The sequence below is a fragment of the Candidatus Bipolaricaulis anaerobius genome (genome assembly GCF_900465355.1).
In the GTDB taxonomy this organism is placed as follows: domain Bacteria; phylum Bipolaricaulota; class Bipolaricaulia; order Bipolaricaulales; family Bipolaricaulaceae; genus Bipolaricaulis; species Bipolaricaulis anaerobius.
The window spans coordinates 502,673-517,267 of sequence record NZ_LS483254.1; the positions used below are offsets into that span (position 1 = coordinate 502,673).

Annotated in this window: 14 protein-coding genes; 9 read left to right on the top strand and 5 right to left on the bottom strand. The window is 68.2% G+C overall.

From position 1 onward, the window contains the following. Positions 1-43: 43 nt before the first annotated feature. From BARAN1_RS02495 to BARAN1_RS02520, 6 genes are all read left to right on the top strand, one after another. Positions 44-973, top strand: a complete 930-nt coding sequence (locus BARAN1_RS02495; protein WP_122030741.1) for an MGH1-like glycoside hydrolase domain-containing protein — start codon at positions 44-46, stop codon at positions 971-973. Between the two features lie 3 nt (positions 974-976). After that, positions 977-2,182 (top strand): glycosyltransferase, encoded by a 1,206-nt coding sequence (locus BARAN1_RS02500; protein ID WP_122030742.1) that lies wholly within the window; start codon positions 977-979, stop codon positions 2,180-2,182. A gap of 120 nt (positions 2,183-2,302) precedes the next feature. Then, positions 2,303-2,719: a ferritin-like domain-containing protein gene (locus BARAN1_RS02505; protein ID WP_122030743.1), complete on the top strand. Its 417-nt coding sequence runs from the start codon at positions 2,303-2,305 to the stop codon at positions 2,717-2,719. Further along, on the top strand, positions 2,720-3,118 hold the full coding sequence (locus BARAN1_RS02510; RefSeq protein WP_122030744.1) for a hypothetical protein: 399 nt from the start codon (positions 2,720-2,722) through the stop codon (positions 3,116-3,118). Between the two features lie 114 nt (positions 3,119-3,232). Next, entirely contained in the window at positions 3,233-4,900 is a 1,668-nt protein-coding gene (locus tag BARAN1_RS02515; protein ID WP_122030745.1) for a 2-oxoacid:acceptor oxidoreductase subunit alpha, read from the top strand. Then, entirely contained in the window at positions 4,897-5,754 is an 858-nt protein-coding gene (locus tag BARAN1_RS02520; protein WP_122030746.1) for a 2-oxoacid:ferredoxin oxidoreductase subunit beta, read from the top strand. The genes BARAN1_RS02515 and BARAN1_RS02520 overlap by 4 nt, the downstream gene beginning before the upstream one ends. Here the strand turns inward: BARAN1_RS02520 and BARAN1_RS02525 are convergent. Further along, positions 5,751-6,839 (bottom strand): C45 family autoproteolytic acyltransferase/hydrolase, encoded by a 1,089-nt coding sequence (locus BARAN1_RS02525; RefSeq protein WP_157959398.1) that lies wholly within the window; start codon positions 6,837-6,839, stop codon positions 5,751-5,753. The two genes, BARAN1_RS02520 and BARAN1_RS02525, sit on opposite strands and share 4 nt — an antisense overlap. A gap of 223 nt (positions 6,840-7,062) precedes the next feature. Then, positions 7,063-7,902 (bottom strand): 16S rRNA (cytidine(1402)-2'-O)-methyltransferase, encoded by an 840-nt coding sequence (gene rsmI / locus BARAN1_RS02530; protein WP_122030748.1) that lies wholly within the window; start codon positions 7,900-7,902, stop codon positions 7,063-7,065. A 78-nt stretch (positions 7,903-7,980) separates the two neighbouring features. Here rsmI and prfB point away from each other — a divergent pair, with 78 nt between their 5' ends. Further along, a complete protein-coding gene (gene prfB / locus BARAN1_RS02535) occupies positions 7,981-9,075 on the top strand; it encodes a peptide chain release factor 2 (RefSeq protein WP_122030749.1) in 1,095 nt (364 codons plus the stop codon). Between the two features lie 496 nt (positions 9,076-9,571). Here the strand turns inward: prfB and BARAN1_RS02540 are convergent, their stop codons facing one another. Both BARAN1_RS02540 and BARAN1_RS02545 read right to left on the bottom strand, forming a co-directional pair. After that, positions 9,572-10,891, bottom strand: coding sequence for a redoxin domain-containing protein (locus BARAN1_RS02540; RefSeq protein WP_157959399.1), 1,320 nt, complete (start codon positions 10,889-10,891; stop codon positions 9,572-9,574). 131 nt (positions 10,892-11,022) lie between these two features. After that, the gene (locus BARAN1_RS02545; protein WP_157959400.1) at positions 11,023-11,655 is read right to left on the bottom strand and encodes an N-acetylmuramoyl-L-alanine amidase family protein; all 633 of its coding nucleotides are present in this window, start codon (positions 11,653-11,655) and stop codon (positions 11,023-11,025) included. A 114-nt stretch (positions 11,656-11,769) separates the two neighbouring features. Here BARAN1_RS02545 and BARAN1_RS02550 point away from each other — a divergent pair, with 114 nt between their 5' ends. Together BARAN1_RS02550 and feoB are read left to right on the top strand one after the other, a co-directional pair. Continuing rightward, positions 11,770-12,036, top strand: coding sequence for a FeoA family protein (locus tag BARAN1_RS02550; protein WP_122030752.1), 267 nt, complete (start codon positions 11,770-11,772; stop codon positions 12,034-12,036). Next, on the top strand, positions 12,026-13,930 hold the full coding sequence (feoB, locus tag BARAN1_RS02555) for a ferrous iron transport protein B (protein WP_157959401.1): 1,905 nt from the start codon (positions 12,026-12,028) through the stop codon (positions 13,928-13,930). Before BARAN1_RS02550 ends, feoB begins: the two co-directional genes overlap by 11 nt. Here the strand turns inward: feoB and BARAN1_RS02560 are convergent. Continuing rightward, entirely contained in the window at positions 13,927-14,592 is a 666-nt protein-coding gene (locus BARAN1_RS02560; protein WP_157959402.1) for a YggS family pyridoxal phosphate-dependent enzyme, read from the bottom strand. The genes feoB and BARAN1_RS02560 overlap by 4 nt on opposite strands. Positions 14,593-14,595: the final 3 nt, after the last annotated feature.

The following is a 14,595-nucleotide window of genomic DNA, read 5'->3' on the forward strand; positions in this document are numbered from 1 at the left end:
CGGTCGACGCCGAGACCCGCGGACCGGAGAGGAGCCAGGGCGGGTGCTCCACGAGCTTTACCCCTACGAACGTGAAGGGTTGTCGACCCGGTACAACGCCTGCGAGACGAGCCAGCTGTTCCTTATTGGGGCGGCGCAGTGCTTGCGTGGCGGTGATGAGGTGAGCTTGGCTGTGATCCGAGATGCCCTGCGGGCAGCGGGGGAGTACATGCTCCGCCACCTCGAAGACGACCTGTTCTGGGAGGACCCGCGCCAGGCGGGGGCGGAGCGGTACCTCCTCTCCTCCACCTACTGGAAGGACTCGTTCCTCCCCGGGCAGCGAAGGCTGCAGTTCCCGGTGGCGTACACCCTAGTCCAGGCCCAGACGGTCGCTGCCTTCCGCGCGCTGGCCGCGCTGACCGAGCCCCTTGACCTCGGGTTCTCCCCCGCCACCCTCGCTCGGCAGGCCCGGGCCACAGCGGGAGCGATCTGGCGAAATCTATGGGACGAGGACACCGCCTACCCTGCCCTGGCCCATGACGGGAGAGGCCTCGTCCCGGGGGTGAGCTCAGACGGGCTGCATCTGCTCGCCTACCTCAGGCCGGAGGACGTGCCCCTAGAGAAGCGGGAGCGGATCCTCGGCCGGGCGGGTGAGCTGGCCACCCCCCACGGATTCCGTACCTATGCCCCTGGTCAGCCGGACTACTCCTCCACTGGGTACCACCAGGGCGCGATTTGGCCGTTTGAGCAGTGGTTCATCGGCCGAGGGGCGATCGTCCACGGCCTCCCCGACGTCCTCGCCACCGCCGAGCGGGTGCTCTACGCGCTTGCCGACCTTGGGTTCGTTGAGCTATTCTACTGGGACGAGGAGAAAGGCCTCCGTGGACCAGGCGAGATCCCTGGCGAAGGGTGTGACCTTCAGCTGTGGTCGGCCGTGGTCCCCGAGGGGTTCCGTCGTTTGCTATCCGGAGGTGAACGGGGGGGTACCCCCTAGTCCATGGAAGCATTGGGCATCGAGCAGTACGTACCCTACGTCGGGGAGGAGATGGTGGCAGCCGTGTTCCAGGCGGCGCGCCCCCTGTACGGACTACGGCTCCTGCACGTGAACTCCACGTTCCACGGGGGAGGAGTGGCGGGGATGCTCCACTCGCTCATCCCTCTGATGAACGACGTTGGGATCAACGCCGACTGGAGCCTGCTGTATGGGGATCCTTCCCTGTTTCAGGTCACCAAGAAGCTCCACAACGCTCTCCAGGGAGAGCCCGTCGAGCTGACCGACCGCGAGGTGGCCGACTACCTGCGGGTGAACGAGGCGTTCGCTCGGTACAGCCCTCTCGCGGACCATGACATCATCATCGTCCACGACCCGCAACCTCTCCCCATGATCCGCTACCAACAGCGGGTGAACCCCTGGGTGTGGCGGTGCCACATCGACATCTCCACACCTCACGACTTGGTATGGGAGGCACTCAAACCGTTCATCCTCCGCTACGACGGGGTGGTCGTCTCGTCGGAGGCGTTCCGCAAGCCCGATCTCCCTGTAGACACCCACATCATCGCCCCGGCCATCGATCCCCTGTCTGAGCTCAACCGGGAGTTGACTACAGACGAACTGGCGAAGAAGCTCGATCAGTACAAGATTCCCCTCGATAAACCCATCCTCGTCCAGGTGTCCCGGTTCGACAAGTGGAAGGATCCGCTGGGCGTGCTGGAGGTGTTCCGGCGGGTAAGGGAAGCGGTGGACTGCCGGTTGGTGATGGTAGGGAATATGGCTACCGATGATCCCGAGGGGCCGCAGATCTTCTCTCAGGTGCAGGAGCAGGTGCAGGAGATGGGGGATGTGCACCTCATCACCCAAACCGATGCCCTCCTCGTGAATGCCCTCCAGAGGTCGGCGGCGGTGGTGATGCAGCTGTCCCGCCGTGAGGGGTTCGGCCTCACTGTGTCCGAGGCACTGTGGAAGGAGACCCCGGTCGTGGCGACCAACGTGGGGGGGATCCCCCAGCAGGTCCTCCACGGCCAGACCGGCTACCTCGTCGAGCCCGGCGATTACGAGGGGGCGGCGGGCCTCGTGACGCGGCTGCTGCAGGATCCCGAGCTTCGCCAGCGGATCGGCTCCCAAGGCCGGGAACACGTGCGCCAGAACTTCCTCATGCCGCGCCTCCTCCTTGACTGGTTGAGGGTGCTGGTTGAGCTAGCTTAACCCCGGCACCCCCGGGTGAGGAACGGGAATTGCCTCCTGGTTGGGGAGGAGAGAGCGGGCCCGCGCCGATTAGCCCTCCCGCCCGGAGCCGGGTACCATGCCCAAGAAGGAGGGATCAGTATGGCACCGAAGAAGCTCAAGGACATGCTGAACATGGCGATCTCCCGGGAGATCCAGGTCTCGATCCAGTACATGTGGCAGCACGTGCGGGCCACGGGGATCGAGTCGCTCGAGGTCACGGACCGGCTGAAGAAGATCGCGATCACGGAGATGAAGCACGCCGAAGCGATCGCGGAGCGGCTGGACTACCTCGGGGGCGAGCCGACGACCGAACCGGCGCCGATCGAGGTCGGGAAGACTCTCTCCCAGATGATCGACCTCGACATCAAGGCCGAGGAGGAGGCGATCGCCCTCTACCGCGACATCATCAAGCTCGCGATGAAGGAGGAGGACTTCACTACGAAGAAGCTGTTCGAGGGGATCCTTGCCGACGAGGAGGAGCACCACAACGAGTTCCAGGTGTTCAAGGGCCGCTAGATGGGGTGGCGGGAGCGTCTGCAGCGGGAGTACCTCGAGGCGGACCGCGAGTTCGTCGAGGAGGTCCTTCCCCTCGGCACCGTGGACGCGAGCGCGTTTGGGCTGATCGCCGATGCGACGCGGTACGTCCTCGTGCGCGAGGGGGGGGAGGTCCACATCCGCCCCGAGATCGCGTCCCTCGACGAGGTGCTGCGGTCGCTTGCCCAGGCCGGCTCCGCCGTGGCGAGGGACGATGCCCGCGCGGCGGTGATCCGCTTCGCCTCCCTCTGGGAGGGGAAGGCCCGCGCGCGGGGGAGATGGGACGAGACGGTCGGCACGGCGGAGGCGGCGGGGGAGGTCACGGCGGTGGAGCGGCGGCAGGACGAGAAGCCCTTTTGGAAGCGGCTTTTTCGTGGATAGGGGCAAACGAAAACCGGGCCTCGGCCCGGCACAAAGAGAAGTACGACAGCCGTAGCCCCTTGTCAAGGGGGTAGGGCAGATGTCTCGGTCCGTGGGCGGAGGGAGGGCCTAGCGATGGACCTCGTTGTGCGGATCGCCGGCGCGGCGGGGCAGGGTGTGCAAACCCTTGGCGACATCCTCGCGCGCAGCCTCTTCCGCCGTGGCCTGTACGTCCACGGGGAGCTCTCCTACCACTCCCGGATCCGGGGTGGGGAGAACGCGTTCACCCTCCGCATCGGGGACGCTCCCGTCGCGGCCCCGGCGCGCGACGCTGACCTCCTCCTCGCTCTGAACGAGGAGATGTTCGATCTGTACCGGTCCCACCTTCGCGCGGGGGGGCGCGTGGTCGCGGACGAGGGGGTGAAGGACGATGTCGTCACATCCGTGCCTGCGGTGCGCCTCGCCCGGGAGGAGGTCGGGCTCCCCATCGCGGCCGGGGTGGTCCTCCTCGGGGCAGCGGCGCGGCTCCTCGGGCTCGATCCGGGCATCGTGGGTGACGAGGTCCGTGGCGCATTCGGGGAGAAGGCGGAGCCGAACCTGCGCGCGCTCGCCCTCGGCTACGAACAGGTCCGGGGCGAGGTGGGGCGCCTTCCTCCTCCCCAGTTTGGGCGTGGGGAGAAGATGCTCCTCACCGGCGGGCAAGCGGTAGGGGCGGGGGCGATCGCTGCTGGCTGTCGGTTCCTCTCCTCCTACCCCATGACCCCGGGGACGCCGGTCATGGAGTTCCTCGCCCACTACGCGGCGGAGTACGGGATCGTCGTCGAGCAGGCCGAGGATGAGATCGCAGCGATCAACATGGCGCTTGGGGCCTCCTACGGTGGGGCCCGATCCATGGTCACCACCTCCGGGGGCGGGTTTGCGTTGATGGTGGAGGGGCTGTCCTTGGCGGGGATGATCGAGACCCCGATTGTGATCCACCTCGGCCAGCGGCCGGGCCCGGCTACAGGCCTCCCCACCCGAACCGGGCAGGAGAACCTCCTGTTCGCCCTTCACGCGGGCCACGGCGAGTTCCCCCGCTACCTCGTTGCCCCCACGGACCCCGAGGACGCGTTCTACCTTACGATGCGGGCCTTCGAGCTCGCGGAGGAGTACCAGGTCCCCGCGATCATCCTCACCGATCAGTTCGTGGTGGACTCGTATCAGGTTGTCCCGGCCCTCGATCCAGCGCGGGTCGCACTGCGCAGCCATGTCCTCGCCGCGGACGAACTGGCGCGAATGGAACGCTACGATCGGTTCTCCCTCACCCCAAGAGGGGTTTCGCCCCGCGCGCTCCCGGGGGTGTCCGGCAAGCTCGTCCTCGTGGACTCCGACGAGCACGACGCCTTCGGCCGGATCACTGAGGACCTCGCGATCAGGAAGGCGATGGTGGAAAAGCGCCTGCGCAAGGGGGATGGGCTCCGGGGAGAGGTTGCGCCCCCCGAGGTCTACCCGGCGGGGCGGCTCCGTGGGAAGCGGGTTCTCCTCGGGTGGGGGTCCACCTATGGGGCAATCCGGGAAGCAGTGGAGATCCTCGGGGATGAGTACGCCCACGTCCACCTCCGCGAGCTCTGCCCCCTGCGGACCGAGGAGCTCGAGCGGGTGTGGGATGAGGCTGACGAGGTCGTCCTCGTGGAGGGGACGGCCACCGGACAGATGGGGAAGTGGATCGCTGCCGAGACGGGCCTTCGACCGCGCCGGTTAGTCCCTCGTTATGACGGACGGCCGTTCACCGCTCGGGAGATCGTCGAGGGGGTGAGAGGATGAACGCGGAGCAGTACCTTGCAGATGTGGAGCTCGCGTGGTGCCCGGGATGCGGGAACTTCCAGATCCGGAAGGCGTTGGCCCAGGCCCTCTCTTCCCTGGGCCTTCCCCCGCACCGGGTCGTCCTCGTCACCGGGATCGGCCAGGCGGCGAAGATCGTGCACTACCTCACCGTGAACGGGTTCAACGGCCTTCACGGGCGGACGATCGCCGCCGCGGCCGGGCTCAAGCTCGCCCGGCCCGATCTCACCGTGATCGCTGAGTCTGGGGATGGTGACCTGTACGGCGAAGGGGGGAACCACCTCCTCCACAACATCCGCCGCAACGTGGACCTCACCGTGATCGCCCACGACAACCGTGTCTACGGGCTCACCAAGGGCCAGGCCTCCCCCACGGCCCCATTGGGATACACGACCCGCGCCCAGCCGTTCGGCTCCCTCTCTTCCCCATTGAACCCGCTTGCCCTCGCTGTGGCCCTTGGTGCCCCGTTCGTGGCCCAGAGCTTCTCCGGGGAGGTGGAGCGGACGGGTCGGCTCATCGCCGACGCCATTCGGCACAAGGGGTTCTCCCTCGTGAACGTCCTCCACCCCTGTCCGAGCTGGAACAGGGTCCAGAACTTCGCGTGGTATAAGGAGCGGCTCGCTCCCTTGGAGGAAGGGGGCCACGACAAGCGGGATCGGATGAAGGCCCTGGCGGTAGCCCTCCTCGGCGGGGAGCGGATCCCAATCGGGGTCCTGTACGAGGAGGAACGACCGACGTTCGAGGAGCAGCACCCCGTCCTCTCCGGCGACCCGGTTGGGCTCCGTCCCCTCCCGCGACCGGAGGAGGTCCGGCGCCTGGTGGCGTCGTTCTCCTAGGCCCCGAGAGTGCGGTACGGGCTCTGGCACGGGGGGCGAGCGGTGTAGTGGATCCGGCCAGCGCCGAGGTCCATGACGACGGAGAGCGATGTCCGGTAGTTCAGATCCAAGGGGAAGAGGGGGCTTTCATGCCGGCACACGGAGTCGGGATGCCCTTCGTGGTCGCGCAGGGAGTCCTGGACGCTCGCGAGCGAGAGGGGACCCCGCCCCGCCGCGCCGACAAGGAGCTCCGTCAGGCGTCTCTGGCGGAGGTCGGTCGAGCGGCGCTCCTCGGCGAGGGGCTCCCGCACGTCCAGCGTGTCCTTGGCAAGGAAGTGGTTGGCGTGGACGAGGATCCCATCAGCTGGCTCCACGCGGGCGGTTCCGTTCGGCGCTCGCTCCAACGACACAGCTTCCCCGGTCGTGGCGTCCCCGAGGAGGAAGTTCGCCGATCCCGGCGCCCCCCCGTCCGCGACCGCCGCAATCGCACGCTCGAGGTCGGGGGAAGAGAGGACGCGCCACGTTCGGACGTGGAACGGGACCCCCTCCCCGTCCCAGTGGTCGCGGTGCGACAGGAGGCCATTCACGGCGAGGCCGATCCCGGCTGAGTTGAGGCCGATCTTTCCCCCAGCGATCCCGGCCTCGGTGAACGCAATCACGGTGAGGTCGCCCCAGGCGACCCTCAGCCATAGTCCCTCCACGTCGGGGAACCAATCCCAGTTCTCCCCGAGGAGAAGCCTCCCCCCCGTGCGCGCGGGGAGGAGGGCGAACGAGGTGCACGCCGTGGCGAGCCCCGTCGCGGCGAACTCCCCGTAGAAGAGCTCGTACCGGGCGTTGAGGGCAGCGATCGCGAGGAGGGGGAACCCGGAACCCGCGGCCACGCCCTCCACCATCGCCGCGTAGGGGGGGTCCAGCTCTGCCACGCGAGCGAACCACACCCCCGCCCGGCGGAGGACCTCCTCCCACCCAAGGCCGATCTCGTCTCGGTAGCGGCGGGTGTAGAGGGCGAGGTTGGTCGCGATGAGGGCCTTCGCCCCGCGGCCATGGCCGTATCCGATCGTGTACGGATCCCCGGCGAGGTCGAGGAGGGGGCATTCCTCCGTCATGGGAGGCCCCCTGCACCCGATCCACGGCGGGGGGCGCGGGACCAAGCGCGCTCCTTGCCCATCGCGGCCTTCCCAATCTCGATCATCGCATCCCCCGACCTCCGAGCGGCCCCGCTCGAACCGCGCAGGGCTGGGCATCTCCCAGTTGGATCCTACGGGAGCCCGTGCGGAAGCGCAATCGCGGGGACATCCCCGTGAGAGGGAGGCAACTTCCCTGGGCCGCTCAGTCCGCGAGGCGATGGACGGAGCGGTACACCTCCCGCCGGCTCAGGTTCAGCTGGTCGGCCGTGATCTTGCGGGCTTCCTGGGGGGAGAGGCCGGCAGTGAGGAGGCCTTTGTACACCTGGCGCGCCCTCTCCCGGGGGACCGCAGGCGATCCTGGCTCGTCGGGAGGCCCGACCACGACCACGATCTCCCCCCGGATCTCCGCCCGCTCGGCGAACTGGCGCCGCACCTCGTCGGCGGTTCCGCGCACGAACTCCTCGTGGACCTTCGTCAGCTCGCGGGCGACGACCACCGGCCGGGCGGCCGCCACCTGGGCGAGCTCCTCCAGCGTGGCGCGGATCCGGTGGGGGGACTCGTAGAAGACGACCGTCCAGTCCACGGTGCCCACCGTCTCAAGGGCCCGCCGACGGGGGCCCTTGAGACGGGGGAGGTGGCCGAGGAAGAGGAACCGGTCCAGCGGAAGTCCCGACGCGACGAGGGCGGCGAGGAGGGCGCTCGGCCCGGGAACGGGCACCACGGGGATCCCCTCCGCCACGCACGCCCGCACCAGCGGATAGCCGGGGTCGGAGAGGAGCGGCGTCCCCGCATCCGAAACGAGGGCCACCTTCTTCCCCTCGCGGAGGAGGGCCAGCACCTGGTGGGTCCGCTCCTCCTCTGCCCCCTGGTACAGGCTGGGGGCAAACGGGGTGTGGATGCCGTAATGGGAGAGGAGCACCCGCGTCCGCCGGGTGTCCTCGCCGACGATGAGGTCAGCCTCGCGCAGGGTCTGCAGCGCGCGGAGGGTGATGTCCGCGAGGTTTCCGATCGGGGTCGAGCACACGAAGAGCGTCCCCGCCATGCCCGGATTATCGGCTCTCCTCACTGGGGATCACAGCCCCCGGTTGCAGTTGGCAGCGCCGGCGGCTAAGGTTCGCTCGTGAACGAACATCTCCGTGATCTGCGCGACCGCATTGAACGCCTCGGGCAGAGCCTCGGTGCGGATGCGCTGCGGGCGAAGGTGAAGGCGATCGAGGAGGAGATGGCCCGCCCCGGGTTCTGGGAGGATCGGGCGACAGCCCAGGGCAAGGTGCGGGAGCTCGAGGCCGCCAAGGACCGCCTCGGCGGGTACGACCACCTCACAGCGGCCCTCGACGAGGTCGAGGTCCTGTTCGAGGTCGCGGAGGAAGAGGGGGACGCGGGGGCGCAGGCCGAGGCCGAGGAGGCACTGGCCAAGCTCGCGGAGGAGATGGAGCGGGTACGGATCCAGCTCCTCCTCTCCGGCCCCTACGATGGGAACGACTGCTTCCTCGCCCTCAACGCCGGGGCCGGGGGCACGGATGCCCAGGATTGGACGGAGATGCTCCTCCGCATGTACACCCGATTCTGCGAGCGAGCGGGGTTTGCGGTGCGGCTCGTGGACGAGACGCCCGGCGAGGAAGCGGGCCTCAAGTCCGCGACCCTCGAGGTGAAGGGCCGCCGCGCCTACGGGCTTCTCAAGGGCGAATCCGGCGTGCACCGCCTGGTCCGCATCTCCCCGTTTGACAGCCAGGCCCGCCGTCACACCTCGTTCGCCTCGGTCACGGCCACGCCGGTCGTCCCGGAGGACGATCTCGTTATCTCCGAGGACGACCTCCGGATCGACTCGTTCCGCGCTGGAGGGCCCGGCGGGCAGCACATGCAGAAGAACGAGACCGCGGTCCGCATCACCCACCTCCCCACCGGGATCGTCGTTGGATGCCAGAACGAGCGCTCTCAGCTCCAGAACAAGCTCACCGCGTTGCGGATTCTCCGGGCGCGGCTCCGGGCGCTCATGGAGCAGGAACACGCGCGGAAGATCGAGGAGCTGCGGGGGGAGCTCGCCGACATCGAGTGGGGGCACCAGATCCGGTCCTACGTTCTGCAGCCGTACCAGCTGGTGAAGGACCACCGCACCGGGGTCGAGGTGGGGAACGTCCAGGCCGTGCTCGACGGCGACCTGTGGCCGTTCATCTGGGCATCGCTTGAGGCGGGACAGGCTTCGCAGAAGGCTTAGCTCGTCTGTGGCCTCCCCTTGAGAGCATCGCCCCCCGGAGGGAGGGCGTGGCACGCACCTCGCGTTCCCCCTGCCCCGCGGGTCCAGGGCGTAGCGCACCGCACGCCGAGCGACGTCAGTGGAATGCCCACTCCGCAACGGGTACGGCCAAGCTTCCCCCGGTGCTGAGGCTGATCCAGGCATTGGCCATGAAGCCCGCCCAGGGTGAGCCCCGCTTGCGGCTCCGCAGGCGCTCCTCGTCCCGTGGGCCGCTCCGGTTAGGCTCAAGCGCCATTCCTGCACGAGCAGGGTGAACGCGTAGGGCTGGCCGAACGCGTCCACCGCGAACCCTCCCGCCGGACGGGGTCTAGCCGAGCCCCAGCTGCCACGTGTATTCCCCCGGGGGCCGTTTCACGGGATCGATCGGTGTCTGGGAACAGGACGCCCTACCCACTGAGTCACAACTTGTGAACCTACCTCTAGAGGGCTAGGACCGGGGAAGTGCACCTCTCCGCCATCAACCCTCATCCGCCACCACTCGTGCCAGGGCCCAGAGAAGGTCGAGCACGTTCGCCATTCGTGCACCGTACTCATAGCGGTAGCATCCAAAGCCATCGAGTATCGTGCTTGGCTCAAGGCCAACAAACCGGATGGTTCGCTCGTGGTCGATGATCAGAGGTCCTGGACACCCGTAGTAGAGCTGGGCGATCTTCCCATCCTGGTCCCAGACGATCTCCCAAAATGGTGCGAACTTGTCAAGCCAGGCCGCTGGTGGTAGCTCCGGATCAGTGATGACCATGACGAGGGCGACCTTGGACCGGTATTCCTCAACGCCTGCTACGCTCTCACCAAACTTGCTGACTTCCTCACAGATGTCCCTCGAAGGACAGCCGGGGCAATCACGAAGCTCTCCCATGCCCGCGGCGCAGAGGCGTGGGGAGATGAGAACAACAACCGTCGCTTGGGCGCTCAGCTGGGACAAGGTGACCTCGCGGCCGTCCAGGGTTTGGGCGTTGAAGTCAGGCGCGGGCCAACCCGGAGCAAACACCGGCCGATTGCACAAGGATTGCTCAACCCGTTCTACCCGGACCCGTCGGCCGCTTGGGCTCACCTCGGCAAGGGCGTAGCATTGGGTACCGATCGCGAACGTCTCTCCCGGAAGGAACGTCTCATATGGACAGGAGGGACAAAGCCGGCCATCGCCGTCATTGTCTACAAGGACACCAGTATGTTCGATGTCGTCGTATCGACCGTCACCATTGGCGTCGTAGATGCCGTACAAGAGCGTCCTCCCCTCGACATCCAGTAGCCCCTGCTGGAATCCTCCAGAACGTGCGTGAAGGGAGTACGGGGAGAGATGCCCGGACTCGGGCATAATGATGGGGTCCCAACTGTAATCGGGCGCCGCGCTGAGGCGGATCGAATAGGGGAGATGCCCTTCTGCACCGTAGTCGACGAGAACCGTGTACTGCCAAACATATTCATGCCATCCGTACTTCCACATCCAAAGGCCGTCTCCATCGTCGGTTAGATCTCTATTGCCATTCGAGTCTAGCCAAAGTCGAGGGCCCCCGCCGTCCCCGGGCCAGAACGCAACATGGACTACGGTGTTCTCCCCGCTGCCTAACTGCAGCATGCCGTACCAGATCTCGTTTCCTCCCCGAGGCATTGCAAACAGCGCCTCGTGCGGCTCGGACGTAAGGGGAATCGTGGTTGGCTGCTCCCACCACACAGGACATCTCCCAAGCTCAGGCAGTAGCCCTATGAAAGGTTGCACCTGAGCGAGCGCGGGAACCGAACCCACCACGGCTGCGAGGGCCACCACCGCCACCTTCATCCACCGTGCCATCTCCATCACCCCCTGTGAAAGTGACTCCGATTCTAGGGTCCTGCTCTCCGTCAAGTCCAGCGGGAGGGATACGGGTCGTCTTGCTCGCCGCGGACGCTGGATCGGTGCCGGGAGCTTGGCTACGGGATTCCGAGGAAGGAGAGGATCCCGCGGAGGATCCCGTCCGCGATCTTCTCTTGGTAGGCAGGGTCGAGGAGCTTCGCCCGTTCACCGGGGCAGGAGAGGTACCCCACCTCCACAAGCGCGGTCGGGAGCGAGGCGTGGCGGAGGTAGAGGGTCTGGCGGTGGACGCCCCGGTCGGGCGCCCCGGTGGCCGCCGTTACGGCCCGTTGCACCTCCCGCGCCAGCCGCAGGCTCTCCCCTCCGGCGCCTGTATCCACCCACGTCTCGACGCCGCATACGATGGGGTCGCGGTAGTAGTTGGCGTGGATGGAGAGGTAGAGGCTCGCGCCGACGGCCGCGGCGAGTTCGAGCCTTTCGAGGAGGGTCGGGTAGGCATCGGAGGAACGGGTGAGGATCACCCGCAGGCCCGAGCTTGAGGCAGCCCTCTCTTGGACGCGGAGGGCGATCGCCAGGTTCACATCTTTCTCCTGAACTTCGGCGACGACCGCTCCCGGGTCGTGGCCGCCGTGCCCGGGGTCGACCACGACCACCACCGCCGTCGGGGGGGGCTGCGACAGGCTTGCCACGATCCCCACCGTGAGCACGACGACGAAGCTGAACAGGAGGAGGACGATGGCCGACTTGGGCACGGGGGGAGGATACGGGGGAGGGACGTGGTGGGGCGGGGCGGATGTCCCTTGCGGAGGTTCCCTTCTGCAACCCTTGACAGAGCGCCCCTTCCGGGGTAGGTTTCCATGTTGAAAATGAGTTTCGATTTCCCAGTGCCCCTGTCCTCCCTTCCCCCCGGGGGAGTGGGGAGGGTGGTGGCGGTCCATGGCGGTCGGGGTCCCTCCCTCCGCCTGCGGCGGTTGGGGGTGCGGCCGGGGGCCCTCGTCCGCGTCGCGACCGTGGGGGGATGGGGGGGCCCGGTCCTCGTGGAGGTGGATGGCTGTCAGGTCGCCCTCGGCCGCGGCCTCGCCCGGCACATCCTCGTCGAGCCCTGCGGCCCCTCACCGCGCGATGGCCACTGACCGCTGGGGCGCAGGAAAGGAAGGGCGCAACCCTCAGCGGGTCGCCCTCGTTGGGCAGCCCAACGCCGGGAAGTCCACCCTGTTCAACGCCATCGTCGGGTACCGCGCGGTGGCATCGAACTTCCCCGGGACGACGGTGGAGGCCCTGCGCGGGCGGGCGAACATCGGCGGGCGCCGCGGGGAGGTCGTGGACCTCCCCGGCACGTATTCCCTCCTCGGGGGCGACCTCGCGGAGCGGGTGACGCGGGAGTTCCTCCTCTCCGGGGACGTGGATGCGGTCATCCAGGTCGCTGATGCCTCCCTCCTCGGTCGGTCGCTTGCGCTGACCCTCGAGCTCGCCGAGCTCGGGATCCCGATGGTCCTCTGCCTGAACATGATGGACGAGGCGGAACACAAGGGGATCTCGATTGACGTGGACGCGCTCGCGGATCTCCTTGGGATCCCGGTCGTAGCGGCGGTGGCGAGCCGTGGGCAGGGGCTGAGCGAGCTCCTCGCGTCCCTCCCCGCCGCCAAACCGGCGCGACGTCCTCCCTACGCGGCCGATGTCGAGCGGGCCCTGGCCCGAATCGTGGCGACGCTCAAGGGGGATCCCGGCGCTCCGATCCACCGTGCCGCCCAGCTCCTCGGGGGGGAGGGCGGACAGGCCGCGCTCGATCCTCAGACAGCGCGCGCGGTGGAGGAGGCTCGGGCCGAGCTTTCCCAGGGGCGGGGCGAGGATCCGGGGGTGATCCTCGCCGATGAGCGCCACGCCCAGGCGATGCGCCTGTTCGAGGCCGTGGCCCGGGTTGGCCGGCCCCAAGTCGGGTGGAGGGAGAGGCTCGACGACGTCCTCATGCACCCCGTGGCTGGCTACCCCTTCCTCGTCCTCATCCTCCTCGGCCTGTTCGCCCTCGTGTTTTGGGCGGGGGGGACGGTGGAGGGGATCCTCTCCCCATGGCTGGACGGGCTCTCGGGGCGGATTGCGGCCGCGCTGGGCACGGGCCCGCTGGCGGCCCTCCTCGGCGGGGCGTGGGATGGCCTCGGGGCAGGGATCGCAATCGTCCTCCCCTACCTCGTCCCGTTCCTGCTCCTTCTCGCGTTCCTCGAGGACGTGGGGTACATGCCGCGGGTGGGGTTCCTCCTCGATGGCCTGATGCACAAGGTCGGCCTCCACGGAAAAAGCGTGATCCCGTTCCTCCTCGGCTACGGGTGCACGGTTCCCGCCGTGCTCGCCACGCGCATCCTCGATGACGAGCGGGATCGGCTTGTCACGGCCGCGTTGGCGGTGATGATCCCCTGCGCCGGGCGGACGATCGTCATCATGGGCCTCGTCGGGAGGTACGTGGGGCCCGGGGTAGCGCTCCTCCTCTACGTGGGCAACGTGGCCGTGGTCGCGCTGGCGGGGTGGGTCCTCACAAGGCTTCTCCCCGGGGAGGGACCGGGGCTGATCCTGGAGATCCCCCCCTACCGCCGCCCGCGGGCGAAGAACCTCCTCGGGAAGACGTGGCTCCGGCTGAAGGGGTTCATCGCGCTGGCGTGGCCCCTCCTCGCCGTGTCGAGCGGCCTCCTCGCCCTGGCCGAGGCGTTGGGGTGGGCACGAGGTCTCAACGCGTCCGTGCGGTTCCTTACCTGGCCGCTCGGGCTCCCCTCCGAGGCCGGGGTCCCGCTCGTCCTCGGCATCCTGCGGAAGGAACTCTCCCTGGTGATGCTCGACCGGGCGCTCGTGGGTGGGGTGGCGGCCCTGACCCACGCCCAGATGATCGTGTTCACTGTGTTCGTCCTGTTCTACGTTCCCTGCCTGGCTACCGTCGGGGCATTGGGCAAGGAGCTCGGCTGGCGGCGGACGGGGCTCGTCGTCCTCGGGACGACGGCGGTCGGGCTCCTCCTCGGGGCCTTCGTCCGGCTCCTCGTCTAGCCAGGGGAGCGGGGGCCGAAGAGGAGGGTGCCGAGGCGGATCATCGTCGCCCCTTCCTCGACGGCTACCTCCCAGTCCGCGCTCATCCCCATGGACAGGGTATCGAGGGCAAAGCCTTCGTCCCGTAGCGCCGCGAAGAGCTTCCGCATCGCCCGGAAGTGGGGCCGCGCGTCCTCCGGCCTCTCCCCGGCGGGGGGGATGGCCATCAGGCCCCGCAGGTGGAGCGAGGGGAGGGCGCGAACCTCCCGGGCGAGGGTGGGGATCTCCTCGGGGGGAACTCCCCCCTTGTGGGGCTCGCGGCCGATGTTGACCTGGAGGAGGACGGGAAGCTCCTTCCCGTGGGCGGCGCAGGATGCGGAAAGCCGCCGGGCGAGCTCGGCGGAGTGGATCGTCTGTACCCAATCGAACACCCGCGTTGCCCGGTTCACCTTGTTCGTCTGGAGGCGGCCGATCATGTGCCACGTCGCCGGCTCGAGGACAGCCCCCTTCTTCCGTTCCGCGTCCTGGACGTAGTTCTCCCCGATGTGGCCGATCCCCGCCGCGATCGCCTGTCGGACCTCGTCCGGCGTCCACCCCTTCGTCGCCGCGACGACCGTCACCCCGGACGGAACCCGCCGCAGGACCTCTCGGCAACGCTGAGCGATCGCTTCCGATGGTGACATCGC

Coding starts and splice junctions, on each gene's coding strand:
- BARAN1_RS02560 (WP_157959402.1), bottom strand. CDS start 14,592: ATGTCACCATCGGAAGCGATCGCTCAGCGTTGCCGAGAGGTCCTGCGG.
- BARAN1_RS02525 (WP_157959398.1), bottom strand. CDS start 6,839: ATGACGGAGGAATGCCCCCTCCTCGACCTCGCCGGGGATCCGTACACG.
- rsmI (WP_122030748.1), bottom strand. CDS start 7,902: ATGGCGGGGACGCTCTTCGTGTGCTCGACCCCGATCGGAAACCTCGCG.
- BARAN1_RS02515 (WP_122030745.1), top strand. CDS start 3,233: ATGGACCTCGTTGTGCGGATCGCCGGCGCGGCGGGGCAGGGTGTGCAA.
- BARAN1_RS02540 (WP_157959399.1), bottom strand. CDS start 10,891: ATGAAGGTGGCGGTGGTGGCCCTCGCAGCCGTGGTGGGTTCGGTTCCC.
- BARAN1_RS02500 (WP_122030742.1), top strand. CDS start 977: ATGGAAGCATTGGGCATCGAGCAGTACGTACCCTACGTCGGGGAGGAG.
- BARAN1_RS02550 (WP_122030752.1), top strand. CDS start 11,770: ATGAGTTTCGATTTCCCAGTGCCCCTGTCCTCCCTTCCCCCCGGGGGA.
- feoB (WP_157959401.1), top strand. CDS start 12,026: ATGGCCACTGACCGCTGGGGCGCAGGAAAGGAAGGGCGCAACCCTCAG.
- BARAN1_RS02510 (WP_122030744.1), top strand. CDS start 2,720: ATGGGGTGGCGGGAGCGTCTGCAGCGGGAGTACCTCGAGGCGGACCGC.
- BARAN1_RS02520 (WP_122030746.1), top strand. CDS start 4,897: ATGAACGCGGAGCAGTACCTTGCAGATGTGGAGCTCGCGTGGTGCCCG.
- BARAN1_RS02505 (WP_122030743.1), top strand. CDS start 2,303: ATGGCACCGAAGAAGCTCAAGGACATGCTGAACATGGCGATCTCCCGG.